The 25845-nt window shown below is 66.9% G+C and carries 23 protein-coding genes; 5 read left to right on the forward strand and 18 right to left on the reverse strand.

All coding sequences use genetic code 11. The features are described 5' to 3' along the window. The first annotated feature begins 43 nt into the window (after positions 1-43). Positions 44-1771 (forward strand): hypothetical protein, encoded by a 1728-nt coding sequence (locus tag ABJK40_RS19820; RefSeq protein ID WP_348481778.1) that lies wholly within the window; start codon positions 44-46, stop codon positions 1769-1771. A gap of 73 nt (positions 1772-1844) precedes the next feature. Further along, entirely contained in the window at positions 1845-2654 is an 810-nt protein-coding gene (locus ABJK40_RS19825) for an enoyl-CoA hydratase-related protein (protein WP_348481776.1), read from the forward strand. 22 nt (positions 2655-2676) lie between these two features. Here ABJK40_RS19825 and ABJK40_RS19830 read toward each other — a convergent pair whose 3' ends face one another. The 8 genes from ABJK40_RS19830 to ABJK40_RS19865 all read right to left on the reverse strand — a co-directional run bounded on the left by ABJK40_RS19830 (position 2677) and on the right by ABJK40_RS19865 (position 10716). After that, positions 2677-3153, reverse strand: coding sequence for a GNAT family N-acetyltransferase (locus ABJK40_RS19830; protein WP_348481774.1), 477 nt, complete (start codon positions 3151-3153; stop codon positions 2677-2679). Beyond that, a complete protein-coding gene (locus ABJK40_RS19835; RefSeq protein WP_348481772.1) occupies positions 3150-3629 on the reverse strand; it encodes a hypothetical protein in 480 nt (159 codons plus the stop codon). The genes ABJK40_RS19830 and ABJK40_RS19835 overlap by 4 nt, the downstream gene beginning before the upstream one ends. Positions 3630-3639: 10 nt before the next feature. After that, complete coding sequence (locus tag ABJK40_RS19840; RefSeq protein ID WP_348481770.1) at positions 3640-4110, reverse strand: hypothetical protein; 471 nt, start codon at positions 4108-4110, stop codon at positions 3640-3642. A gap of 138 nt (positions 4111-4248) precedes the next feature. Next, entirely contained in the window at positions 4249-5847 is a 1599-nt protein-coding gene (locus ABJK40_RS19845) for an FAD-dependent thymidylate synthase (protein WP_348481768.1), read from the reverse strand. A gap of 70 nt (positions 5848-5917) precedes the next feature. After that, positions 5918-6529 carry a hypothetical protein gene (locus tag ABJK40_RS19850; RefSeq protein ID WP_348481766.1) on the reverse strand — a complete coding sequence of 204 codons (612 nt, stop codon included), beginning with the start codon at positions 6527-6529 and terminating at the stop codon, positions 5918-5920. A 14-nt stretch (positions 6530-6543) separates the two neighbouring features. After that, a complete protein-coding gene (locus ABJK40_RS19855) occupies positions 6544-9243 on the reverse strand; it encodes a DEAD/DEAH box helicase (RefSeq protein WP_348481764.1) in 2700 nt (899 codons plus the stop codon). Between the two features lie 34 nt (positions 9244-9277). Continuing rightward, complete coding sequence (gene tatC / locus ABJK40_RS19860) at positions 9278-10072, reverse strand: twin-arginine translocase subunit TatC (RefSeq protein ID WP_348481762.1); 795 nt, start codon at positions 10070-10072, stop codon at positions 9278-9280. Further along, positions 10069-10716 carry a hypothetical protein gene (locus ABJK40_RS19865; RefSeq protein WP_348481760.1) on the reverse strand — a complete coding sequence of 216 codons (648 nt, stop codon included), beginning with the start codon at positions 10714-10716 and terminating at the stop codon, positions 10069-10071. Before ABJK40_RS19865 ends, tatC begins: the two co-directional genes overlap by 4 nt. Before the next feature lie 34 nt (positions 10717-10750). On the opposite strand from ABJK40_RS19865, the gene ABJK40_RS19870 reads away from it, so the two are divergent. Beyond that, the gene (locus ABJK40_RS19870) at positions 10751-11476 is read left to right on the forward strand and encodes a glycerophosphodiester phosphodiesterase (protein WP_348481758.1); all 726 of its coding nucleotides are present in this window, start codon (positions 10751-10753) and stop codon (positions 11474-11476) included. On the opposite strand, the gene lepB is transcribed toward ABJK40_RS19870, so the two are convergent. The 10 genes from lepB to arc form a co-directional block, all read right to left on the reverse strand. Next, a complete protein-coding gene (lepB, locus tag ABJK40_RS19875; protein WP_348481756.1) occupies positions 11477-12100 on the reverse strand; it encodes a signal peptidase I in 624 nt (207 codons plus the stop codon). A 51-nt stretch (positions 12101-12151) separates the two neighbouring features. Continuing rightward, positions 12152-13510 (reverse strand): Pup--protein ligase, encoded by a 1359-nt coding sequence (gene pafA, locus ABJK40_RS19880; protein ID WP_348481754.1) that lies wholly within the window; start codon positions 13508-13510, stop codon positions 12152-12154. Positions 13511-13668: 158 nt separating this feature from the next. Then, positions 13669-14376: a proteasome subunit alpha gene (gene prcA / locus ABJK40_RS19885; RefSeq protein ID WP_348481752.1), complete on the reverse strand. Its 708-nt coding sequence runs from the start codon at positions 14374-14376 to the stop codon at positions 13669-13671. Further along, entirely contained in the window at positions 14373-15176 is an 804-nt protein-coding gene (gene prcB, locus ABJK40_RS19890) for a proteasome subunit beta (RefSeq protein ID WP_348481873.1), read from the reverse strand. Before prcB ends, prcA begins: the two co-directional genes overlap by 4 nt. Before the next feature lie 9 nt (positions 15177-15185). Then, positions 15186-15383 (reverse strand): ubiquitin-like protein Pup, encoded by a 198-nt coding sequence (locus ABJK40_RS19895; protein ID WP_348481750.1) that lies wholly within the window; start codon positions 15381-15383, stop codon positions 15186-15188. Between the two features lie 65 nt (positions 15384-15448). Then, complete coding sequence (gene dop / locus ABJK40_RS19900) at positions 15449-16951, reverse strand: depupylase/deamidase Dop (protein WP_348481748.1); 1503 nt, start codon at positions 16949-16951, stop codon at positions 15449-15451. A gap of 53 nt (positions 16952-17004) precedes the next feature. After that, a complete protein-coding gene (locus tag ABJK40_RS19905; RefSeq protein ID WP_348481746.1) occupies positions 17005-19545 on the reverse strand; it encodes an EAL domain-containing protein in 2541 nt (846 codons plus the stop codon). 78 nt (positions 19546-19623) lie between these two features. Further along, complete coding sequence (locus ABJK40_RS19910; protein WP_348481744.1) at positions 19624-21474, reverse strand: S8 family serine peptidase; 1851 nt, start codon at positions 21472-21474, stop codon at positions 19624-19626. Positions 21475-21685: 211 nt separating this feature from the next. Further along, positions 21686-22894, reverse strand: a complete 1209-nt coding sequence (locus ABJK40_RS19915) for a saccharopine dehydrogenase NADP-binding domain-containing protein (RefSeq protein ID WP_348481742.1) — start codon at positions 22892-22894, stop codon at positions 21686-21688. A gap of 37 nt (positions 22895-22931) precedes the next feature. Then, on the reverse strand, positions 22932-24629 hold the full coding sequence (arc, locus tag ABJK40_RS19920; protein ID WP_348481741.1) for a proteasome ATPase: 1698 nt from the start codon (positions 24627-24629) through the stop codon (positions 22932-22934). A gap of 135 nt (positions 24630-24764) precedes the next feature. Between arc and ABJK40_RS19925 the strand changes: the two genes are divergently transcribed. Both ABJK40_RS19925 and ABJK40_RS19930 read left to right on the forward strand, forming a co-directional pair. Beyond that, complete coding sequence (locus ABJK40_RS19925) at positions 24765-25010, forward strand: ferredoxin (protein ID WP_348481739.1); 246 nt, start codon at positions 24765-24767, stop codon at positions 25008-25010. A 199-nt stretch (positions 25011-25209) separates the two neighbouring features. Beyond that, positions 25210-25836, forward strand: a complete 627-nt coding sequence (locus tag ABJK40_RS19930; protein WP_348481737.1) for a TetR/AcrR family transcriptional regulator — start codon at positions 25210-25212, stop codon at positions 25834-25836. Positions 25837-25845: the final 9 nt, after the last annotated feature.

Raw genomic sequence — 25845 nt, forward strand, 5'->3', positions numbered from 1 at the left:
CCGACATCGCAATGCCGAGTACGAACCGGTACGTTTGGCATCTATGCCCCGCAGGATTGACATCGAGTTGACGAGCGCGCTCGCCGACGGCTCTTGGACATGGCGCGCAGCCGGAGCGAAAGTGCCCAAGGGCACGCTGGACGGGAGCATGCTTCCCAGCAACTCCTCGGTCGGCGACGAACTGAAGGTCGAAGTCGAGCAGGAACTCGACGGGATGCAGGTGCTCTCGGTGGTCAAGGGCCGCGAGAAGTCGAGCGTGGACCTGCTCGAACTCCTGCCCGTGGAGGAGAACTTCCAGGCCGTGATCGAAACACGGGCCAAGCGCGACCGTCACGACCGGGGTGGCCGGGACGACCGGGGTGGACGGGACGGTCGCGGTGGACGCGACGGCCGCGGCGGCCGTCGTGACGGAAGCCGCGGCCGTGACGGCGGTCGAGATGGTGGCCGCGACGGCGCACGAGGCCGTGACGGCGAGTCGCGAGACAGCCGTGGACCGCGTCGCCCGCACTTCGATCCGCCCCCGGAAGTGCCACAGCGCCCCAAGCCCAAGCGCTTGCGGCCCGGCAAGGCGCGGCGCAACGAAGTGCTCGCGGCGATCCCCGAGGAACAGCGCCCCGTGGCCGAACTGGCGATCCAGGGGATGGCCGCGGTGCGGACGCGTCTCGCCGAGGACAACAAGAAGCTCGCCGCCGAGGGCAAGCCCACGATGCCCGAGGACAGCGTCCTCAAGTTGGCCGAGAGCCTCATCCCGAAGCTGCGCGTCGCCGACTGGCTGGACCGTGCCGAGGCCACGCAGCGCCAGATGGAGAACCTCGACCTGCGTGACCTGCGCAGCGTCGTCGCAGCGTCCGACGACCCGATCGTCGCACGCGACGAATCGACCCGCGAACTGGCCACCAAGCTCAAGGCCGACCTCGTCGCGAAGCAGGAGCAGGAACTCAAGCTGTGGCTCGAGGACGTCGACGCGGCGCTCACCGTCGGCCGGTCCATCCGAGCCCTGCGGCTCTCGTCGCAGCCACCGAAGGCGGGAGTCATGTTCCCGCCCGAACTCGCGCGCAAGCTCGGCGAGGCGGCCACGGCCGGACTCACCACCGAGGACTCGGCGGATCGCTGGTCTGCAGTCATGGAGGCGGCGGCGTTCTCTCCGGTGCGCACACTGGTCAACCCGACCGCTCCGCCCACGACCATCACCGACGATCTGCGCAAGACGGCGCTCCGACTCGGTCCGCTGCTCCCCCAGATCGCTGCGCTCCTCGGCGTCGAGGTCCCCGCCGATGCCCCGCGGCCCAAGCCGCTGCGGCCGGGCCCGCGCAACGACAACAAGCGCAAGAAGCCTGCATCACGTGACGGCGGAGGCCGAGACGGTGGAGACCGCGAGCGAGGCGACCGAGGTCGTGATGGCGCTCGCAACGGCGGCGGCGGACGCGTTCGTGACGGCGGTACTGCCGTCGACTCGAAGCAGGCCGACGCCGGGGCGAACGAGCAGTCCGCGCGGAGCGATGATCTCGCGAAGCAACCGGCGGCCGAATCGGACGAGACACCGACCGTCGCCAGTGAGCCCCCAGCGGTCGTCGACACGTCGGCCGAAGCAGAGCCCGCCATCGAAGCGACCCCGGATGCCGACTCGCCGGCCGCGACAGAACCCGCAGCCGGTGCGGTGCCGGATGCCGACTCGACGGTGGACGAGCCCACGGTGGCCGACACCGCACCGGGCACCGACACCGCACCGGGCACCGACGACGAGTCGTCGGCACCGGCGCCCAGCGCCTGAGTTCGTCGGCACCCTCGACGTCACCACCCTCGAGTTCGTCGTCTGCGACGTGCTCGCCGTACTGTCGGCGAGCATGTCAGACGCCGAGAACACCACCGAGAACACCAACGTCACCTACGAGGCTCGAGGCCGCGTCGGGCTGATCACCCTCAACCGACCCGACGCACGCAACGCCGTCAACGGCGACGTCGCCGAGGCGATGGAAGCGGCGATCGACCAGATGGAAGCCGACGACGAGGTGTGGATCGGCGTCCTCCAGGCGAACACCGAAGGTCAGTCGCGACCGGTGTTCTGCGCCGGCGCCGACCTGAAGGCGATCAACAGCGGTGATGCCGCCCGGTTGAGCACCGAACGCGGCAACTTCGCCGGGTTCGTGTACCGGGAACGCAAGAAGCCGGTCATCGTCGCCGTCGACGGGTTGGCCACAGCGGGAGGCTGCGAGATCGTGTTGGCCGCCGACCTCGTGGTGGCCACCACACAGTCGTCGTTCGGGCTCGCCGAGGTGAAGCGGAATCTCATCGCCGGAGCGGGCGGATTGTTCCGCTTGCCGCGAGCGATCGGCAAGTCCGCCGCGATGGAAGCGATCCTCACCGGCGAGCCGATCCCCGCGCAGCGCGCCTACGAACTGGGGCTGGTGTCTCGGTTGGTCGAGCCGGGCGAGGCGACGAACGAGGCCATGCGACTGGCCGAGCAGATCACCGCGAACGCACCGCTGGCCGTGTGGGAGAGCCGCAAGGTGGTGCTCGCCAGCGAGTACGAGGACGACGAGGCGTTGAAGTCGATGACCAACTCGGCGATGGGCGTCGTGATGCGATCGGAGGACCTCGGCGAGGGCCTCACCGCATTCATCGAGAAGCGCGCCCCGAACTGGACGGGCCGCTGACGCGACCGGAGCGGCCGTCGACCTAGAGGGGTCGATACGTGGTGATGAGCCGTGCGACGATGCCAGCACGCTCGTAGAGGTTCTTCGTGTGCCGGTCGCCCGGCAGCGCCTGACCTTCGACCGCCAGTGCCCCACCAGCGCGGGCGCGATCGATGGCGAGTTCGAGCAGAGCGTCACCGAAGCCGTTCTCTCGGGCCTCGGGCGTGACCCAGACCTGATCGACACGCACGATCAGGTCGCGTCCGAGGTCGGCGACGAGGTAGCCGACGACGACCGGCCCGATGTGCGCCACCACCACATCTGCACCCTGCGCGGAGCATCGGCCGGGCCAGGCCGCCCCGACCTCGGGGTGCTCGACGAGCCATCGCTCTCCGCCTCGCTGACCGTCGAGTGCGCCGCGAGCCTCCTGCTCGAGGAGGGCGAGTTGGGCGAGGTCGTCGCCGTCGTCCACGTCGACCGAACGCACGCCGGCGTCGGCGACGTCGGGAAGCAGGCTCACTGCGCCAACTGCGCGAGCTTGCCCAGCACCGTGCGCCGCTGACGATTCGCACGCTCGTGCGCTTCGACCTGGGCACGCTGATCCGGACCGAGCGCCTCCAGACGACCCACGATCTCGATCGCCGGCATCTCGTCGTACCCCTCGATCGGGAAGGCGTCGGATCCACCTGTGGACGCCGACTCGGCATCGGTCAGGTCAGCAGGCTCCGACTCGTGGTCGACGGTCAGGCGACCGGTGCCGGAACGATCCGAGCGAGCATCGGCAGTGGCCTGCGCCCGGAGGCGGGCAGCGCCCTGCTCGACCGTGAGACGGCCGATGAAGCGAGCATTGCTGAGTTCCTGGCGGACCCGCTTGATCGCTCCGGGTGCGTCGTCGACGAACTTGGCACCCAGGCCGATCGGGGCGAAGACCAGCATTTCCCACGCTGCTCGCATCACGACCAGGGGGTCGTTCGGCTTGCCTGGTCCGTCGGACACGATCAGTTCGTCACGAGAAGATCGGGCAGTCGTCGTCGCCGACCGGACAGTTCGGCGCCGAGGTCTTGACCAGCAGGAAGCACGAACTGCACAGCTGCTCGTTCTGCTGCTTGGGTTGGAGGCGCTCGCCGCCTTCGCCCTTGACGGGGACGTCGTCATCGTCCTCGTCTTCGTCGTCGTCGTTCGAAACGAGACGATCCTTCAGGATCTTGTCGAGGTCCTCTTCGACGTCGTCGTCGTCGACGAGGTCGTCGTCGTCGTCATCATCGTCGCCCTTGCGCTTCTTGCGCTTGGTTCGAGGCGTGTCCTCTTCTTCTTCTTCCTCGTCGTCATCGGCATCGTCGTCACCCGCATCGTCGTCGGCGAGGTCGTCGTCATCGTCGAGTTCGTCGACATCGGGGTCGTCGACCTCGGTGTCGGGGTCGTCGTCGGACTCCTCCTCCTCGATCTCTTCTTCGTCGATGCTCTCGTCGTCAGCCATGTGGTCGGATCGTCCGCTTCGTCAGTCGTGTCGGTGCTGCATGTGCAGGCCGTGTTCGGCGGAGCATACGCATGTGGATGCTGTCCGTCGGAGACCGGCGTAGTGACACCCGTCACTGATCGGGGGTCGGTCGGCTCGTCACGTCTCCCGGCGTGCCTCGGCACGACGTTCCGACTCGAGACGCTCCAGTTCTGGCGCTTCGGTGGTCATGAAGTTCATCGCCTCGGCCAGCGCGTGGTGCCCCGCCTGCTCGCCGATGAGTCGGTGCATGTCGAGAGCGACCCGTCGATACGACGGGTGCCCTTGCGGCGACGACCGCAATTCCAGCATGTGGAAGGCCTCGCGAACGTTGAACTGCATGTTGTAGCGCATCCGGTACGCCATCGAGACGGCATACGGGGCCTGCTCCGGATACCCCTCGAGCAGCGCGTCGTGGAGAGCGGCGGACCGCTGCATCGTCTCGTCGAAGAGGGCGCCGACGCCCGCCTCCTCGACCAGTTCGGGGCGGGTGTACCCGTGGTTCGGCGTGAGCTTCTGCCACTCGATGGTGAGCATGCGGTGACGCTGCATGTCGCGGAACGCTCCGTAGTCGCTCAACACGTCGAACCGGTAGAAGCTCCGCTCGAACGCGCGACCCGGCTTGTGGCGGCGGTTGGATCGGTCGCCGATGTACGCCTTCAGCAGCGACACCCGCTCGTCGACGCCGAACCCGCGGACCCGGTCGAGGATCTGGTGCTCCGGAAGCGACGAGTGCGAGTAGCAGATGGCGGCGAGGATGTGATCCTCGGCATCGGGGTCGAAGTCGACGAGAGTGACCTCGGCGCTCGGCTCGACCGGTACCTCTCCGAGCAGGTCGGCCACGATCGCCTTCGACGAGTCACGCGTGTCGGCGAGGTACTCGCTCCACCTGCCACCGCGCTCGGGCAGGTCGACCCGGCGCAGGAAGCTCGGGATCACCTTGCGGAGTTCGTGCAGCATCAGGTCCGCATAGTCACGAGCCTCCGGCAACGGATGCGAACGCATCCGGAGCAGGAGCGCCTCGAACGCCTGACCGGTCCCGTAGATCCCGACGTTCGACGTCGCCGCCGCAGGAAGCATGCCGCGCACCGCATCGAGAGCCTTGGCTCGCGTGGCCGTCCGGTACACGAACTCGCTGTCGTCGGGGCCGCGTCGGACGGTGTCACGGACGTGATCGGTCACGTACTCCGCGCACTGGCTGTACGCGTCGAACATGCGGTCCATGTCACCGACGTACCGGGTGCCGAACGGTCCGGCGAGCACGGCAGGGTCGCGGTGGTATCGGTAGCGACCACCGAGGCGCGAATCGTAGGCGATGTAGCGCGTGCTCTGCTCCAGGTAGCTCATCAGCCGCCCCCACTCGAGCACCTTGGTGAGCATGTTCGACGCCTGCTCGCACGCCAGGTGCACCCCGCCGAGTTGGGCGACCGAGTCGTCCCCGTAGTCGAAGAAGACCCGTTCGTAGAGTTCCTCGGCGCGATCCAGGCCGATGGTCGCATCGATCGACTGGTCGCCCTTGATGTCGAGGTCACCCACGAACTCGTCGAGGAAGAGGCGGCGGAGCGACTTCGGGCTGCGGCTGTACCGGGCGAAGAGCGCTCCTTTCACGACCTCGGGCAGGTTGACGAGCGCGAAGACCGGTCCGTCGAGATTGGTGAAGTACCGCCGGAGAACATCGGATTCCTCCGCGGTGAAGGACTCGGGGACGTAGACGGCCACGGTCGCAGACTCTACGGGTCGCGCATGGTCGGCGCCGGGATCGTCCACCGGGATGTCCGGTGGCGGCTGCTCAGGCATACAACACCGCCGCGTCCGCCACGACCTCCACTCGGAGGCGGCGGGCCGAGCCCACGGTTCGACCGTCGGCGACGACGGTCCGAGCGACGTCGAAGTCCCAGGTCGCGTCGCGCACCGGGCGCGTGGCGATGCCGGGGTGCGGGAGATGTCGTGCACCGGGCAGTCGCCGACGAACCTCCCATCGCTGGCGGATGCCGAGATCCGAGGTGACGTGCAGCGTCTCGACGCGCCCGTCGTTGGGGTGACCCCGAGGTGCCACGTCGAAGTCGGAGACGAACTCGGCGTTCATCACGGCGAGCGCTTCGCCCATCCACCACCCTCCCCGTGTCCACGGCGATCTGGCCAGCACGTGGGCCACGACGGTGAACGCCTCGGAGTCGTCGAGTGTCACGCGAACCAGATCGAGGGGCAGCGCGAGCACCTGCTCGCGCCCATCGGTGGAACGTGCGCCGACGGTGCGATGGATGTCACCAGCGGCGACAGCGGTCGGACGCCCGGTTCCGTCCGACAGCAGCTGCGCCAGGTCCCGATCATCGGTCGCGATGCGCAGGTCGTCGGGACGATCGACCGTCTCGCCCCAGTCGGCACCCTTCGAGATCGTCATCGCTGCCGCACGGATCAACTCGAACTCGAGCCGTCGGCGACCACACCGCGGACCGCCTCGTCGACGGCGCGGCCCGCCGCCCGGCGAACGGACGGACTCGGCGCGACCTTGGCGATCTGTCGCAACAGGTCGATGAGCATCTTCATCGTGCGCACGAAGTCGCCGCCGGTCAGCTCCTCCTCGTCGACGATCTCGGCGAACCCTTCGCCCGCCACCCAGGCGTGGGCGATCGCCGCGAACGTGGGGTCGGGGGCACGGTGTTCGCCGAGACCGAGACGCCGCTCGTCCGTCCGCAGTTCCTCACTGATTGCTGCCAGGCGGATCCAGCGGGAGCGGACCTCCTTCGACGAGAACCACGGTGCCGGTGGATCGTCCGGACTGCGATGCTCGTACACGACGCACGACACGACCGCCGCCAGATCGGCCGGTTCCAGGTCGTCGAGCAGACCTTCTCGCAGCATCTCGGCCACCAGGAGGTCGGTCTCGTTGAACACGCTCGCGAGCATCTCGCCGTGCTCGCTGAGCCGCCACTCCGCGACGTCTGCGTAGCCCCACTCGTCGAGCAGCGTCAGCACGCGGTCGAACTCGTCCCCGAGCGACTGGTTCTTGTCCGACACCCGGTCCTGGAGCTTGGTGATCTCGTCCTGCAGCCGATCCGCACGCGCTGCTGCCTCGAGCCGGATCCGCAGGTCGGGGTCGCGAGCCACGTCGAGGTCGTCGTGGTGCAGCGGCCGGCGACCCGACGGATTCGAACGGATGACCTGCTTGTCCGAGCCGATGTCCGCGGTGCGCAGCCTCTTGGCCACGTCACGTCGGTACCCCTTGCGCTGCGGGCCGAAGTTGGACGGGAGCTTGATCGAGCCGACCGGCTCGGGCATCTCGACGAGATCCTCACCGTCGATCTGGATCAGTGCCTCGCCCTTGGTGATGGCGGTGAGCCGTACCCCCGACGTGCGATGCGCCGTGGCGACGACGACGACCGGCCCCTTGACATCGCCGTGGGACACGCGGATGATGCTGCCCGGCTTCAGCTTGGCCATCGCTCCGCGCATCTGCCCGCTCGACACCCCGTTTCGCCGTTGCCGTCGCTCCGCCGACGCCGCATCGCGTAACCCCCGGTATTCGTCGATGTCGCCGTACGGGCTCTCTGCCTCCGCCAGCTTCTCCCGCAGCGTCTCACGCTTGCGTTCGAGGCGAGCTTCGATCCGGACCACGTCGCGGTCGGCCTGGAACTGGGCGAACGACAGGTTGAGGAGCCGGTGGGCCTCGTCGGCCGAGTGCGTTCGGATCAGGTTGGCCGCCATGTTGTACGTCGGCCGGAAGACCGAGCGCAGGTGATAGGACGAACTGCTCGCCAACTGTGCTGCCTCGTCGAACCGCGTCCACGGCGACCACAGCACGACGGCGTCTCCGACCTCGTCGAGTCCACGGCGGCCGGCGCGGCCGGTGAGTTGGGTGTACTGGCCCGGCGTCAGTTGCTCGTGGTGGTCGCCGGTGAACTTGGTCAGCTTCTCGATCACCACGGAACGGGCGGGCATGTTGATGCCGACCGCCAGCGTTTCGGTCGCGAACACGACCTTGACCAGCCCGGCGATGAAGCACGCTTCGACCACCTCCTTCATCGCCGGAACCATGCCGGCGTGGTGGGCGGCGATTCCGGCGTCGAGTTGACGCACGAAGCGGTCGTAGCCGAGCACCTCGAGGTCGTCGGGGTCGAGTCCCGACAGGCGTTCGTCGATGATCCCGGCGATCGCGGTGCGTTCGTGGTCGTCGGTGAGCACGATCCCGGCGTCGACGCACGCCTTGGCCGCCTCGTCGCACTGGTTGCGGCTGAAGATGAAGAAGATCGACGGCAACAGACCCTTGTCGTGGAGCAACTCGACGGTGTCGATCCGGCCCGGCGTGGCGAGTCGCCGACCACCCGACGTCGGACGACTCTGGCGACGGTTGTTCCCTCGGTCGTCCTGGCGCGGGCGCCGGCGGATCGCCGACTCGTCGAGCTTCAGGGCGTCACGGTTCAGCCCACCACCGATGAACATCTCCAGGAGGTGCAGCTTGTTCTCGTCCCGGTCGGCGACGAGGTACTTGTTGTCCAGTGCCACCGGGCGCTTGCGTTCGACCACGGCGACGGTCGGACCGCGCACGGTGCCGATCCACTCCGCGAGTTCGTCGACGTTGCTCACCGTCGCCGACAGTGCGATCAGGCGTACGTGATGCGGGAGGTGGATGATCACCTCCTCCCAGACGGGTCCGCGATAGGTGTCCTGGAGGAAGTGCACCTCGTCGACCACGACCGTGGCGAGGTCGTCGAGCGACCGGCCGGCGTAGATCATGTTGCGCAGCACCTCGGTCGTCATCACGACGATCGGAGCGTCGCCGTTGATCGAGTTGTCGCCCGTGAGGAGTCCGACTGCGTGCTCACCGTGGATCTCGACGAGGTCGCGGTACTTCTGGTTCGACAGCGCCTTGATCGGGGCCGTGTAGAAGGACCGCCGACCGTCGACCCGATCAGCGGCGATGCCGTACTCGGCAACGACGGTCTTGCCACTCCCGGTGGGTGCCGCGACCACCACGTTGCGTCCGGCGTCGAGTGCGTCGAACGCCTCGATCTGGAATCTGTCCGGCGCGAAGGCCAAGCCGGAGATCAGTTCGTCGCGGTCGGCGCGGACCACACGTCGGGAGCGTTCGCCGACCGAGCCCGCGTCGGACGACACCGTTTCAGGCGGCACGGGTCCAGGCGGCACAGGGCTAGGCCGCAGACCGGCGGAGCTTGCCACGGGCCGCGACCCAGCCGATGAGGATCGCCACGAAGTACAGCACGATCATCGGCGCGGCCAACGTGAGCAGCGTGGGCGGGTCGCCCGACGGCGTGATGAGGGCGGCGAGGATGAAGATGCCCACGATCGCGTACCGCCACGCTCCGAGCAGGACGCGTGGCGTGACCACCCCGACCAACTGCAGGAACACGAGCAGGACGGGCAGCAGGAAGCCGATGCCGAAAGCGAAGATCATCAGCCCCACGAGGCTCACGTACTTCTCGACGCCGAACACCTCGTTGACGCCCTCACCGGACCATCCGATGAGGAACTCGAGCGCCTGGTCGACGCTGAGGTATGCGAGCGTCCCGCCGGCGCAGAACAGGATCACCGAGGACAGCACGAACGGGATCGCGTACTTCTTCTCCTTCGCCTCCAGCGCCGGCACCACGAATCGCCAGATCTGCCAGAGGATCACCGGGAGGGCCACGATGATTCCGCCGTACATCCCCACCCGGATCCGCACCGAGATGCCCTCGGTCGGGCTGAATGCGTTGAGGAACTCACCCGGCGGCGGACAGAAGCCTTCGTCCTTGCGTCGGCACAGGTCCTCGTACGGCTGAGCGAGGAAACCCAACACGTCGTCGTAGAAGGCGATGATGGCGATCGCACCGATCGTGACGGCGAGCATCGAGCGGATGATCCGGGTTCGCAGCTCCGCCAGGTGCTCGGTCAACGTCATCGTGTCGCCGACGACGTCCTGCTCCGTGGTCTCCGCGGTCGTCACGCCGACCTTCCTTCCGGTTCGAACTCGCGATCGACCGAGGAACGACGTCCGTCGAGGTCGTCGTCGTCCGCTTCGACGTCTGCATCGTCGTCAGCGTGATCGACGGAGACCTCGTCGACGGACACGGCGTCGGTGTCGTCGGCGTCCCCGGCCGAGGTGTCGTCCACGGCATCGGTCTCCGTCTCGGTCTCGTTCTCGTCGACCGGGTCGGCGAACGCATCGACCTCACCGGGCGTGCCGACGGCCGCGTCGGAATCGACGTCGTCGGGATCGACCGCATCGACGCGGGAGGCGGACGCCTGAGCGAGGTGCGCCGCGCCGGCCGCCTCCATGGCCGCGGTCACGTCGCGGGCCTGTTGGGCCTTCTTCGCTCCCGCCGCTTCGAGTTCGGCCTCACGTTCGGCCTCCTCGGCGATGCGCTTGGGATCGGCGGCACCCTTCACCAGATCGGCCGTGCTCTTGAACTCGCGCAGCGGCTCGTCGATCACCGACCTGAACTCGGCTTGGAAGCCCGAACTCATCCTGCGCAGTTCGCCGTAGAGGTTCATCACCCTGCGGATCGCACCGGGCAACTTCTCCGGGCCCAGGACGACCAGGGCGATCAGCAAGATGAAGATGATCTCGCTGCCCTGCAGATTGAACACGTATCGAGTCTATGGCCTGTCATCATGATCCTGAATGCAGCAACGCCTCCCGTCCCGGCTCGACCCACCCATCGCCTTCGCCCACCGCGGTGCTCGCGCGCATGCGCCGGAGAACACTCTCGAGGCCTTCACGCTGGCACTTCGCCTCGGCGCGACCGGGCTCGAAACCGACGTCTGGTGCACGTCCGACGGCGTCGCAGTACTCGATCACGACGGGGTCGTCCGTCGCGGGTTCCGGCGCCGTTCGATCGCCGACTGCCGACGCGACGAGCTTCCCGAACACGTTCCGACGCTCGACGAGTTCTACGAAGCGTGCGGAAACGACTTCGACCTGTCGATCGACGTGAAGCATCCGGCCGCCTACGAGCCGACCGCTGACGCGGTCCGGCGACAGGGTGGCACCGCTGCGGCACGAACCTGGCTGTGCGACCCGGTCCTCGACAACCTCACCGGACGACGCAACGACCTGGCCGACTTCAAGCTGGTGCACTCGACGCGTCTGTCACGGCTACCCCGGACCCCCGAGTTGCACGCCGCCCAGCTCGCCGAGAGCGGCATCGACGTGATCAACATGCACCACACCGACTGGAACGGAGGGCTCGTCGTCCTCTTCCACCGGTTCGAGGTCAATGCGTTCAGCTGGGATCTGCAGTTCGACCATCAACTCGAGAACGCGTTCCGAATGGGAGTCGACGCGGTCTACAGCGATCACACCGACACGATGATCGACGTGATGAACCGCGAAGTCGGCGGGGTCTGACTACAACCAGCGCCAGTCCGTCCGCGGCCAGAACACGACGAATGCGCGTCCGACCAGGTCGGACTCGGCGATCGGCCCGAGCGCCCGACTGTCCTGGGATCCGCTGCGGTTGTCGCCCATCACGAACACCGTGTCGGCGGGAACCGAGACCGGCTCGAAGTCACCGCCGCACGTGGCCGAGATGACGTCGCGATCGAGATAGGGCTCGTTGAGCACTCGGGACTCGGTCTCCCCCGGCCCGGTGATCCGAACTTCACAGTTGGTCATCTCGATCGTCTCCCCCGGCAGAGCGATCACCCGCTTGATCAGATCGCGTTCCGTCGAACCGTTGAGTTGGTGGAGCACGACCACGTCGCCCCGGTTGGGGTCGTGGAGCCGGTACGACAGCTTGTTGACGAACACCCGGTCTCCCGTGGTGAGCGTGGTGTCCATCGACGATCCTTCGACGACGAAGTGAGCGAGGACGAATCCGCGGACCAGGAAGGCGACCGTGAGCGCAACGGCGACCACGACGATCCAATCGACGAAGGCCCGTGCTCCGGAGCCGATCTCGTCCTTGCGTTGCGACGGGGCCTCCGGTGACTCGGGCGACTCGCTGGGGGTGGTGTCGGAATCGAGGCTCACGCGACGCTCAGAGTACAAGCTGGATGCAGCGCCCGACGTGCGCGCTGGTGCTCACAGCGTCTCGATCAGACGTTCGACTCGCTCGTCGCGGCTCTTGAACGGGTCCTTGCACAGCACGGTTCGCTGCGCCTGATCGTTCAGCTTGAGATGAACCCAGTCGACGGTGTAGTCGCGCTTGCGCTCCTTGGCCCGCTTGACGAACTCGCCGCGCAACCGTGCGCGGGTGGTCTGGGGAGGTGTGTCGACCGCGGTGTCGATGTCGGCATCGGCGCACACTCGCTCGACGAGCCCCCGGTCCTGGAGCTTGTAGAACGGGCTGCGCGAACGGTTGACGTCGTGGTACTGGAGGTCGAGCAGTTGGACACGAGGGTGGCCGAGCGGGAGATCGTGGCGTTCACGGAATTTCTCGATCAGGTTGTGCTTGATGACCCAGTCGACCTCCCGGTCGAGTTTGAGTGGGTCGTCCTCGATCGTCTCGATGCAGTGCTGCCACATCTCCAACGCCCGCTGCTCGAGCGGTGGGAACCCTTGGGCGTCGGCGTAGCGCAGCGCCCGGTCGAGGTACTCGCGCTGGATGTCCACGGCGCTGACCTCGCGCCCGTTGGCGAGTCGCACGGTACGCCGACACGTGATGTCGTGGCTGATCTCGCGAATCGCACGGATCGGGTTCTCGAGCGTCATGTCGCGCAGGACGACCTGGGGATCTTCGAGCATCCGCAACATGCACGCCGCTGCGCCGACCTTGACGAACGTGCTGTACTCGCTCATGTTCGAGTCGCCGACGATCACGTGGAGACGCCGGTACCGCTCGGCGTCGGCGTGCGGTTCGTCGCGCGTGTTGATGATCGGACGACTCCGCGTGGTGGCCGACGACACGCCCTCCCAGATGTGCTCGGCGCGCTGCGCGATGGAGAACGTGGCACCCCGTGCGGTCTGCAGCACCTTGCCCGCACCGGTGTAGATCTGTCGGCTCACGAAGAACGGGATCAGCACCTCGGCGTAATGGGCGAGGTCGTCGTCACGGCTGGTCAGGTAGTTCTCGTGGCAGCCGTACGAGTTCCCCGCCGAGTCGGTGTTGTTCTTGAACAGGTAGATCGTGCCGCGGATCGATTCCTCGGCGAGGCGCTGTTCGGCGGATTCGACGAGTTCTTCGAGGATTCGCTCCCCTGCCTTGTCGTGGACCACCACGTCGTAGATCGAGTCGCACTCGGGCGTGGCGTACTCCGGGTGCGAGCCCACGTCGAGGTACAGGCGCGCCCCGTTCTGCAGGAAGACGTTCGAACTGCGCCCCCACGACACCACTCGACGGAAGAGGTAGCGGGCCACCTCGTCGGGGCTGAGTCGACGTTGCCCTCGCAATGTGCACGTGACCCCGTACTCGTTCTCGAGTCCGTAGATCCTGCGCTCCATCAGCGCAACCTAACCCAGGCCGGTGCACACGACGTCGTCGTGTCGAGCGACATGCGACGCCACCCGCAACCACATCCAACCGTCGTTCGCTCCTGCTCCGGACCGGAGCGTGGAGGTGTGGCGATCAGCCCGGATCGTCGGCAGCCGACCAGCTCGGATCAGGTGGTGGAATGGTCGTCGACGATCGCCGAGGTCAGCAGGGCCGCGACCTCCGGTTCATCCAGACGGTGGAAGCACCGACGACCGTTGCCGCGACACAGTTCGGCCACCTCCAGGTCGCCCGCCGGGATCTCCCGCTCGCCACCCGACAGCGCCGCAACACCCACCGCGACCACCGACGCGAGGTCGAGACCGTCGGTCCACGTCTCACCCAGGCGAGCGCGGATGGCCTCGGCATCGCCCCCGAGGGCAGCGTGATCGCGTTCGTCGACGACCGTGCCGTCGTAGAGCAGGTGGAACATCTGATCCGACGCCGACTCGTGGCCGACCTCGGCCACGAGAATCTCGACCTCCATCGGCTTCATCTCGTGGGTGAAGATGTTGCCGAGCATCTGTGCATAGCTGTTTGCGAGGCTGCGAGCATCGACGTCGTCACGCGAGTACTGGAAACCCTTGAGATCCGCTGCTCTGATCCCGGCCACTCGGAGCTGATCGAACTCGTTGTACTTCCCGACACCGGCGAAGGCGATGCGATCGTAGATCTCGCTGACCTTGCGCAGCGTCTCGGAGGCATTCTCGGCCACGATCACGATCCCCTCCGCGTAGCGCATCGCGACGAGCGCTCGACCTCGGGCGATGCCCTTGCGCGCGTAGTCGGCGCGGTCCTTCATCATCTGCTCGGGAGCGACGTAGAACGGCATGCTCATCGTGTTTCCACCCTTCCTCCCGCCGCTTCGACGATTTTCGTGTACCGGACGGCGAGGTCGTCGTCGTCGACGCGTTGCCAGCCGTTCTCGTCGATCGAGGCGACCACCGGGTAGATGCCGCGGAGCGCATCGGGCCCACCGGTCGCACTGTCGGCATCGGCTGCCTCCCACAACGACAACGCGGCGAGGTCGATCGCCTCGTCACGGGTCAGGTCGGGCCGGTAGCCGAGCTTGATGACGGTGCTGGCGTGCAGACTGCCCGATCCGGTGGCGACGTGGTTGCGTTCCTCGTATCGACCACCGGTGGCATCGAAGTCCCAGAGCCGGCCGGTCGAACGCAGCAGGTCGTAGCCAGCGAAGATCGGCACGACCACCATGCCCATCATCGCCGCCGGCAGGTTCGCTCGGACCATGGCCGACAGCTGATTGGCCTTTCCCTCGAGGCTGAGCGATGATCCTTCGACCTTCTCGTAGTGCTCGAGTTGCAGCTGGAACAGCTTGACCATCTCCATGGCCGGCCCAGCGGAGCCGGCGATGGCCACACCGCTGTGGCGATCGGCCTGGACGACCTTCTCCATCGTCCGGTGCGAGATCAGGTTTCCCGCCGTGGCGCGCCGGTCACCGGCCATCACCACGCCACCGTCGTAGCGCAGCGCCACACACGTGGTGGCGTGTGGGACTCCGAGAGAGTCGACTCCCAGCGTCCCCGCCGAGGCGGTCACGATCGCGTCCTGCCCGATCCGGCGCAGCAGGTCGGGGAAGTTGGAACCCGGATCGTCAGATGGAGAGAAGAACGGCATCGGCACCGTTCACTCCCCGCCCTTCTGGACGTAGGACTTCACGAAGTCCTCGGCATTGGTCTCGAGCACTTCGTCGATCTCGTCCAGGAGATCGTCGAGCTCGGCCTTCAACTCGTCGCCGCGCTCGGTCACCGGCGGCGTCGCCTCGACGACGGCGTCATCGGTGCGTTCCCCGGTCTGCTTCGACTTCTGTTGCCGTTCCGCCATGGTGATGCTCCTCGTCGGGTGATGGGGTCGAATGATGGGGTCGAGTGATCGGTTCCTCGACCGGATCACGCCGTCGGGTCGCCGAGGCGATCCAGGAGTTCGCGGGCCGAGTTGCTCTCGTCGATCAACGTACCAACGTGGTCGGCGGTCCCGCGCAACGGTTCCATCATCGGAACGCGGCGCAACGGATCGCGTCCGACGTCGAACACCATCGAATCCCAGTTGGCTGCCACGATCTCCCCGGCGAACTTCTCCAGGCAGCGACCGCGGAAGTACGCCCGCGTGGTGGCCGGCGGCTCCGTCATCGCCGACGTCGCCTCCTCGTCGGTCACCAACGTGTCGAGTCCGACTCGCAGTGCGAGGCACCGGTCGGGGCGCATGTCGTGGTATTGCAGGTCGATCGCCTTGAGTCTGTCGGATCCCGACTCGACTCCGTGGCGAGCGGCGTATCCCTCCACGAGGCGGCGTTTCGCGATCCAGTCGACCTGGTGGGCGAGCGATTCGGGGTCGCTCTCCAGGCCGGTGAGGATCTGCTCCCACCGGGCGAGCACGTCGGCGCCGACCGCCTCGCCGACGGACTCGAGGCTGTGCGACTGCTCGTACTTGCGCGCCCGCTCCAACAACCCCCACTGGATCTCGAGGGCGGTCGCCCTGCCCCCGCCGGCGAGTTGGATCGTCTGCGTCAGCGTCGGATCATGGCTGATCTGGCGGATCGCCGGCACCGGGTGCCCCAGCGCCCAGTCGTCGCCGAGTTCGTCGTCCTCGATCATGGACAGGACGATGGCCGTGGTGCCGACCTTGAGATAGGTGGCGACCTCGCTCATGTTCGCATCGCCGACGATCACGTGCAGTCGTCGGTACTTCTGCGGGTCGGCGTGCGGCTCGTCGCGGGTGTTGACGATCGGTCGCTTGAGAGTCGTCTCGAGCCCGATCTCCTCCTCGAAGAAATCGGCGCGTTGGCTCAGTTGGTACGGAACGTCCTGGGACATGCGCCCTGCCAGTTCGCAGCCGACCTTGCCCGCACCGGTGAAGATCTGCCTCGTGACGAAATGCGGCGTGATCTGGCGTGTGAGTCGCCCGAACGGCAGTTCGCGTGCGAGGAGGTAGTTCTCGTGACACCCGTAGCTGTTGCCCTTACCGTCGGAGTTGTTCTTGTGGATCACGATCTCGGCGCCGTCGGGCAGCATCGACTTCGCGGCGATCATCGATCGGCGGATGATCTCGTCGGCAGCGCGGTCCCACGTGAGCGCTTCTCGAGCGGTGCGCACCTCGGGCGTGGAGATCTCGGGGTGAGCGTGGTCGACGTAGAACCGAGCGCCGTTCGTGAGCACCGCATTGACCAACGTCGTCTCCACCTCGGGTGCCAGCGACGTGTCGAGCGAGAAGCCGCGGGCGTCGTTCGCCGGTTGCTCGTCCTCGAAGTCCCAGCCGATCCTCGTCCGCGCACGAGCCGTGTCGGCCAGGTAGGCGTTGATCAGCAACGACGAGGCGGTGACCGGGTTGTTGTCCGCGCCGCGGACGACGATTCCGTACTCGGTCTCGATGCCACACACCTTCGGCAGTGCCATGCGGTCAACCTATCCGGGCACGGGACGCCTCTCGCAGTTGCTCGACCGTGCGTTCAGAGCCGGCGATCGGTGTCGATCTCGTCGATCCACTCCTCCGGGTGCAGCGGATCGCGACGGCGACTCGGATGCTCGGTCGTGGCCAGCCACCTCAGGAGCCGCTGGGACGTGAGCGGTCGCGAGATGCAGTAGCCCTGGGCGACGTCGCACCCGAAGGACCGGAGACGGTCGAGGACCGCGTCGCTCTCCACACCCTCGGCGACGACCTCGAGCCCGAGGTTGTGACCGAGGTCGATGGTCGAACGCACGATCACCTCGTCCTGCTGGTCGGTGAGCAGGTTGGTCACGAAGCTCCGGTCGATCTTCAACTCACGCACCGGCAACTGGCGGAGATAGCTGAGCGAGGAGTAACCGGTTCCGAAGTCGTCGATGGCCAGCCGCACACCGAGTGCGTGGAGGTCGTCGATCGTCGCCCTGGCACGTGCTCCGTCGATGAGGAGTGAGGATTCGGTGATCTCCAGCGTGAGTGACCCGGGTTCGACGCCGTTCGCTTCGAGGTGGGCGCGGACGCGTGTGGCCAACTGCCCGTCGACCAGGTCGTGGGTCGAGAGGTTGACCGACAGTCCCAGCAGGTGACCGCGTTCGTGGAACTCGCTCAGCGCGGCGATTCCCCTCCCCAGCATCAGATCGGTCAGCTGCTTGATCAGTCCGGTCTCCTCGGCGACTCGGATGAACTCGACGGGTTCGACCACTCCACGGATCGCGTGAGTCCACCTGACGAGTGCCTCGACGCCCGTGATGATGCCGCTGGACAGGTCGAGCTTCGGTTGGAACTCGACCCCGAGATGACCTTCCTCGATGGCCTCGCGCAGGTCACCCAGCATCGACAGTCGAGCCGGTGTGCGCCGGTCGAGTTCGGGTCGGTACAGCTCGATGCCGAGGTGGTTCGACTTCGCGTTGTACATCGCCACGTCGGCGCGTCGCATCGGCCCGACCGCGTCGCGGTCGGCGTCGACGAACTCGGCGATGCCGACGCTCGCCGTGACCACGACCGAGAGGCCGTCGAGGATGACCGGTCGACTCGCAACCTGACGACATCGGGCAGCCAGGTCGAGCGCCGATTCGTCGTCGATGCCGGAGGTGACGATCGCGAACTCGTCCCCTGCGAGTCTCGCCAGCATGTCGTCGTCGCCGACCTCGTCGGCGACCCGCCGACTGAACTCGACCAGGAGGTCGTCGCCTGCGTGATGACCCAGGGTGTCGTTGACCTCCTTGAACCGATCGAGGTCGAGCATCAGTACGTAGTGGCCCGTGCGCGGGGGTTGCTCTGCCATCCGTCGTGTGACGTGCCCTTCGAATGCGTTTCGGTTGGGGAGCCCGGTCAGCGTGTCGTGGCGCGCTTCGTGGTCGACCTGTTCGTGGAGGAGCGCCTTGCGCAAGTTGGTCACGAGTTGGTCGGCGAGATTCTGCAGGTGCTTCACGCTCCGATTGTCGAAGTGTCGGTCCACTCCCCCGGGACCGGCGACGACCAGGGTGCCGATCACGCCGGCCGCATCTGCCACCGGCGACACGATCAACTGAGGCTTCACGCCGAGGGCGGCACCGAGGTGTGGCGGAATCTCGCCGGCGGGGACGCGCCTCGGTGCGGTCCCGTCCGAGATCGTCGCCCACCACGGATCGTCGGCCCGCACGTCGATGTCACCTCCGGCCATGCCGTGGGCGAACACGACGGCCGGGCCGACGGGACGTGCGAGGCGCAGGACGGCGACGTCGGAGCGCAGGATGCGGGCGACGTCCTCGACGGCGGTGGTGCAGACGGTGTCCAGATCGAGCGACGTGCCGATCCGTCCGGTGAACCCGTGGACCTCGTCGAGGTCGCGGAGCTCCTGGTTGATCGTTCCGTTCGCGCGGACGAGCGCCCACAGGGCCGTCACCGGAACGATCGCGATGACGGCGATCAGCGGAGATGCCAGAGCGAGGCCGAGCACCACTCCCCCGGTCACTGCGTTCACGACCTGGACCCACGACGACCTGAGGGCGTTCACGACCTGTGCTCGAGTGTCGCCCTCGAACCGCGAAATCGCCAAAGACACCGTCACCGAGCCGACCAGGGACGCCACGATCATCGCTCCGGTCACCACGAGGACGACCTTGGTGTCGCTCGGCTCGCCGGTGCGTAGAGCCGGGTACGCGATCGCGTAGACGATCGCGATCTCGGCGACGAACGAACCGAGATTGAACGCCAACTTGAAGCGCGGCAGGCTGCGGAACAGGACGAGTGCCACACACGCCCCGACGCATCGCGCGACCGTTCCTGCAACGGGTGCGAGGAAGATCACCGCGATGGCGACCGGGACCTCCGACAGCGAGAAGGAGAACGCCTCGCGACGAACCTCCACGTGGAACACCGCGAGGACGGACAGGCCGAACAACAACGCGACGGCCAGCGGCATCCAGGCCGGCGCTGAGCGGATCGGGGAACTCGAATCGGCGACGAGCAGGATGGCGATGCAGCCGAAGACGAAGAGCCCGATCGCGAGCAGGACGACGTCGACGACGGGCGATCGCCCGGCATCGATCGACGCGTCAGCCGCCACCGATTCCTGCTCCCTAGCGTTCACCCCTACTCATCGGCCTCGAACCCGCACTTGTTGAGCGGCAAGTACCGGAGACGTTCACGACCACTGCGTGCCGGACCACTGCGTCCCCGACCACTGCGTCCCCGACCACTGGGTGCCTGACCACTGAGTCCCGGACCAGCGATTGCCCGACCATTGCGTGCCCGACCATTGCGTACCGGACCACTGCGTACCGGACCAGCGATTGCCGGACCATTGCGTGCCGGACCACTGCGTCCCCGACCACTGCGTCCCCGACCACTGCGTCCCCGACCACTGGGTGCCGGACCATTGCGTCCCCGACCACTGGGTGCCGGACCATTGCGTCCCGGACCACTGGGTGCCTGACCACTGAGTCCCGGACCAGCGGTTGCCGGACCATTGCGTGCCGGACCACTGCGTGCCCGACCAGCGATTCCCGGACCACTGCGTCCCGGACCACTGCGTACCCGACCAGCGATTCCCGGACCACTGTGTACCGGACCACTGCGTACCCGACCAGCGATTCCCGGACCACTGTGTACCCGACCACTGAGTGCCCGACCACTGAGTGCCCGACCAGATGCCGACGAAGCCGTCGGCGCGCAACGCCGTCATCGGAGCGTCGACCCCGTTGGCGGCCGGCCACGTGTTCGGCTCGGAGAGCGTGGTGGCGCCGGACGCCCGGACCACATCGAACAGTCCGTGACCCTGCAGCGCACTCGGCACACCGGCGAGCGGCGTCGACGTGGTGGTGAGAGCGCTCTTGATCTGGTCGTTCGTCCAGTCGGGATGAGCATCACGCAGGAGTGCGGCCGCAGCCGCAACGACGGCGGTTGCTTCCGACGTACCGCTCCCGAGGAAGGTCTCACCGTCGACGAAGCCCTCGGGGTGGTTCACGTCGGCATCGCTGCCGGGGACCCGGAGGCTCTGGATGTGTGCGCCCGGTGCCACGATGTCGGGGTTCCGGACACCGTCACCACTGTTGGACCATTCCGCGATCTCGAATCCGTCGTCGAGCGCACGGACACCGCCGACGGCGATGAAGTGCGGGTCGATGGCCGGCGAGGCGAGCCGGCCCGCATCCGCGCCGTCGTTGCCGGCCGGAACCACGACCACGATGCCGGCGTTCCATGCACGCTCGAGTGCGGCGGTCAGCGCATCTTCCTGGTACGGGAGGGTGGACCCGCTGTCGAATGCGAAGTTGAGGACACCGATGTCGAGTTCGACGGCGTTGTCGACGACCCAGTCGATGCCGGCGGTCACGTCGTTGCTGCTCGTCGAACCATCGCGACCGGCCACCTTCACCGAGACGATGCCGGCGTCGGGAGCGACGCCCTTGAACTCCTGCGGCGTGTCGACGGCGTCGGCGGCGGGCGTGCCGCTCTCGTTCCCGGCGATGATGCCCGCGATGAAGGTGCCGTGGCCGTTGCTGTCGAGGTACCGGGTCGTCGGATCGGCGGCCTCGGAGGTCAGGTCGACCGCTGCGACGATCTTGCCCTCACCGTCGAGTCCGTCGACCCCTGCCACTCCCGTGTCGACGACCGCGACGTTGACACCTGCGCCGGTGAAGCCCGCTGCCCACATGTCGCGGGCGCCGATCTGGTCGACCACGTGGAACATCGACCCTGCCGGAAGATCCGCCGCGTCGACGAAGGCCTCATCGGTCGTCGGGCCGATGACGGGAGTCGAGTCGCCGCTGTCCACCGCGTATGCGGCGAGGCCGAGTCCGGCCAGCGCGAGGACCGCCGCGACCCGCTTCGTACCGCGAGGCCCACGGGCGCCGTCGGTCGTGGCCGGCGCCGAGGGAGGTGCGACCGGAGGACGTTGCGCGAGTGAAGTGGCCGAACGGAGGAGTTCCCTGCCCGCCCGCAACGGTTCCGACGCGAGTTGCCAGTCCCGACCGGGAAGGGCGCTGAGAGTTGCCATCGTGGTCTCCGTTCTTGTGCCCCCCACGTGAAGAATCAGGAAAGATTCTTCTTTTCTTCAGAGGGATGTCAAGAACATAGCAACGAATCGTTGCACGAACGCGCATTGAACCACACAGAGTGACAAAATTCTTCCGGCGCCCGCGGAACGGCCTCCGCCCGGGTCCGTTGCGTCGCTGACGACCCGCGGCACAGTCGCCGGGTCGTCGACCTCAGACGACCTCGAACGTCAATCCGGCGTGCTCGACCAGAGCATCGACGAAGGGGTCACCCAGCGCGGTGGCGGGTGTCCAGAAGCCGCCGGCCACCTCACTCGACGCCAGCGTGGTCGCCGCCTCGGCGAGGATCTTCGACGTGGATCCGTACCCGGGGTCGCTGTCGCCCGTCACCTGGACCATCAGGTCGTCGTCGGCCGCGGTCCTCCCGTGGAAGCGGAGGTCGTAGAAGCCGGCCTGCTGCGCCTCGGGCGACGGACCCTCACCTGCGGCGGGGAGGAACCGGGCCATCGTCCTGCGGACCGGGCCGATCGCAGCAGCGCCCATGAGGCCACCCATTCCTCCGCTCATCGCGAGCGCCTTGGCCCGTCCGGTCACACCGTCACCCATGGCCATCGCCTCGCCGTAGGTGAAGTCGTCTCCCCACACGTGCCCGAGAAGCGAATGGGTCCGGAAGACGACCCTGGTGTTCGTTGCGGCCATCACGAACGGAGCGAGCCAGGTGGCGTGCCCGTCGTCGTACTCGGGAAGCGTGACGTTCGGTTGCGTCGGCCCCTCACGATCGCCGCGAACCGCGAGCGCATACGGGTTCCCCAGCATCTTGCGCAGACTCGGATCGGCCGACACCTCCTCCATCATGTTCATCATCGAGGCGATCGTGCCGCCGCTCGCTCCGCCCTTCGCCGCTGCGACCGCCATGCTGATCGACGTGCACGGAGCGCCGAGACGCTCCTGTGCCTCACGTTGAAGGAACCACACCCCCATGTCCGACGGGACCGAATCGAACCCGCAGGCGTGGACGATGCGTGCACCGGTTTCCACGGCCCGGTCCTGATAGCGGTCGATCATCCGCTGCATCCACTGCGGTTCCCCGGTGAGGTCGACGTAGTCGATTCCCGCTTCGACCACGGCGGCGACGAGTTTCGACCCGTGGAGCGCGTACGGTCCCACGGTCGAGATGACCAGGTTCGTGTGGGCGCACATCTCCGCGAGGCCCGCCGCATCGTCGGCGTCGACCACGATCTGCTCCACGTCGGCGCCCGCCTCCGCTGCGACCGATGCCAGCTTGGCGGCCGAGCGACCGGCGATGGCCCAGGTCACGTCGGAGCCCCGGTGGCGTTCGACGAGGTGACGCGTGAGGATCTGCCCGACGAAGCTCGTGGCGCCGAACAGGACGAAGTCGTGGGTTCGCGGTTCTCGGGTCATCCCCGGACCGTACCCGCCGGGGCGGACCGAGCCGGCGCTACAGGTACTGCCCGGTGGCGACTCGTTCGATCGCCTTGCCGCCACTGACGTCGTGATCGGCGTGTTCGGAGACCAGGGTGCGGATGAACACGATTCGCTCACCCTTCTTGCCCGAGATCTTCGCCCAGTCGTCGGGATTGGTGGTGTTCGGAAGGTCCTCGTGTTCCTTGTACTCCTGGCGGATCGAGTCGAGCAGGTCCTGCGTGATCACTCCTCGCGCCCCGCCCGCGATGACCCTCTTGATCGCGAGCTTCTTCGCTCGACGGACGATGTTCTCGATCATCGCGCCCGACGAGAAGTCCTTGTAGTAGAGGATCTCCTTGTCGCCGTTCTGGTACGTCACTTCGAGGAAACGGTTCGCCTCGTCGTCCTTGTACATCTCGGCGACGGTCTCGGCGATCATCTCGGGAACGGAGAATCCCTCACCGATCGGGATCTCGTCGGTGAGGTAGTTGGCGAAGATCGCCGCCGCGCCGACCTCGTTGGGTCGCTCGATCTTGATCTTCACGTCGAGGCGACCGGGCCGCAGGATCGCCGGATCGATCAGGTCCTCGCGGTTCGTCGCTCCGATGACGATCACGTTGGTCAGACCCTCCACGCCGTCGATCTCTGCCAGCAACTGCGGAACGATCGTCGATTCCATGTCAGAACTGATCCCCGAGCCGCGGGTGCGGAACATCGAGTCCATCTCGTCGAAGAAGACGATCACCGGCCAGCCCTCGTCGCTCTTCTCCCGCGCCCGCTGGAACACGAGCCTGATCTGGCGCTCGGTCTCACCGACGTACTTGTTGAGCAGCTCGGGGCCCTTGATGTTGATGAAGTACGAGCGTCCCTTGCCCTCCCCCACCTTCTCCGCGACCTTCTTGGCGAGGCTGTTCGCCACCGCTTTGGCGATCAGCGTCTTGCCACACCCCGGGGGTCCGTACAGCAGGATGCCCTTCGGCGCCGGCAGGCGGTGCTCGGCGAACAGGTCCTGGTGCAGGAAGGGCAACTCGACCGCATCGGCGATCTCCTCGATCTGTGCGTCGAGTCCACCGATGTCGGTGTAGGAGATGTCGGGCACTTCCTCGAGCAGCAGGTCCTCGACCTCGGGGCGGGCCAGCTTCTCCAGCAGCAGGTTCGACCTGGGGTCGAGTCGGAGGTGATCGCCGCTGCGGATCAGCGTGCCCCGCAGCCCGTCGGCGAGTTCACAGACGCGCTCTTCGTCGGCTCGGCCGACGACGAGCACACGGACACCGTCGTCCATGACCTGGCGGGCCGTCACCACCTCGCCCGTGACCTCCGACGTGCGCGCCATGACGACGTTCATGCTCTCGTTGAGCACCACCTCGGCGCCACGATCCAGCATCTCGTGATCGATGTCGGGATGCAGAGACACCCGCATCTTGCGTCCCGACGTGAGCACGTCGATCGTTCGATCGTCGTTCTTGCCGACCACGACGCCGTAGGCCGACGGCGGTTGGGACAGCTTGTCGACCTCGTCGCGCAGGGTGGCGATGTGCTCGCGGGCCTCACGCAGCGTGTAGGAGAGCTTCTCGTTCTGGGCGACCGCCTTGGACAGTTGGCCCTTGGTCTCCAGCAGTCGTTCCTCCAGCGACCGCACCCGGCGCGGGGCTTCGGCGAGACGACTCCGCAGGTGCTCGATCTCCTCGCCGAGGAGGTGGACCTGCTCTGACAGTTCGGATTCGGTCGCCATGGAGCAACGGTACACCGGCTCGCCAGAAGCATGTTTGCACGTGGTCCACCGTGTAAACTCATGTCACAGGCAACACCGCCACCGGGCGCCGTCCTCGCGTCCGAACCGTTCGACACAACAAGGAGCACCACTGACATGAAGGTCTGGATCGATCAGGATCTCTGCACCGGCGACGGTCTCTGCGAAGAGATCTCCCCCAACGTGTTCACGCTGCTGGACGACGGTCTGGCCTACGTGGTCGAGGGCGACAAGATCTTCGCCGAGGCCAAAGGCAACCCCCAGGGTGCCGAAGGACTCGCGAACTTCGACGACAAGGAACTCGACGGCGTCGTGGAATCCGCCGAGGAGTGCCCTGGCGAGTGCATCTACATCGAGCCCTGACGTCGCTCGACCCTCTCAACGGCTCAGCGCGCTGAGCAACCGATCGAAGGCCCCGGGTTCCACGCCCGGGGCCTTCGACGTTCCCCGGACCTCACGCGAGGCGTACCGGTTCGCTTGCCTGGGTCTGGAGATCGTGATCCCGCCGAGCGCATCGAACGACTGCTGACCCCGATCGCTCGGCACGGGTAGCCTCTGGCGTGTGCCGAGATCGACGATCGAATCGACCGTCGAGCAACCCCGACCGCGCAGTGCGCGCGGCGAGGGTGACCAACTCCGCACCGATCTCCTCGATGCAGCCGCCGACCTGATCGCCGAGCACGGCTCGGTCGACGGCATCTCGCTTCGTGCGATCGCACGTCGAACGGGTGTGTCGCCGACCGCGGTGTACCGCCACTTCTCCGACCACACCGAACTGCTCCAGACCGCTGTGCGTCACTGTTGGGACAACTTCCTGCGGGTACTCGAACATGCGTGCAGCGGCGACGGCGATGCCTTCGACGCATTCGAACGGTGCGGTGTGGGCTACGCCGATTTCGCTCTGCAGTATCCCGGCCAGTACCGCGTGATGTTCTCGCACCACATCGAGATCGAGGCCGAGACGTCGATCGTCGCCAACTCGACGTTCCTGATCCTCGTCGACCTCGTGCAACAGATGCTGCTCGCATTGGACGACGGCCGCTCGACACACATCGTGGCGGTCCAGGTCCACACCTGGATCCACGGGATCGTCGGCCTCAGCAGTGCCCACCCCGACGTGGAGTGGCCGCCGATCCACGACCAACTCCTCGGTCTCGGTGAGGCGCTCGGCCTGGTGCGCCCGAGCTGACCTCGTGGA

Source organism: Ilumatobacter sp. (assembly GCF_039969435.1).
Classification (GTDB): domain Bacteria; phylum Actinomycetota; class Acidimicrobiia; order Acidimicrobiales; family Ilumatobacteraceae; genus Ilumatobacter_A.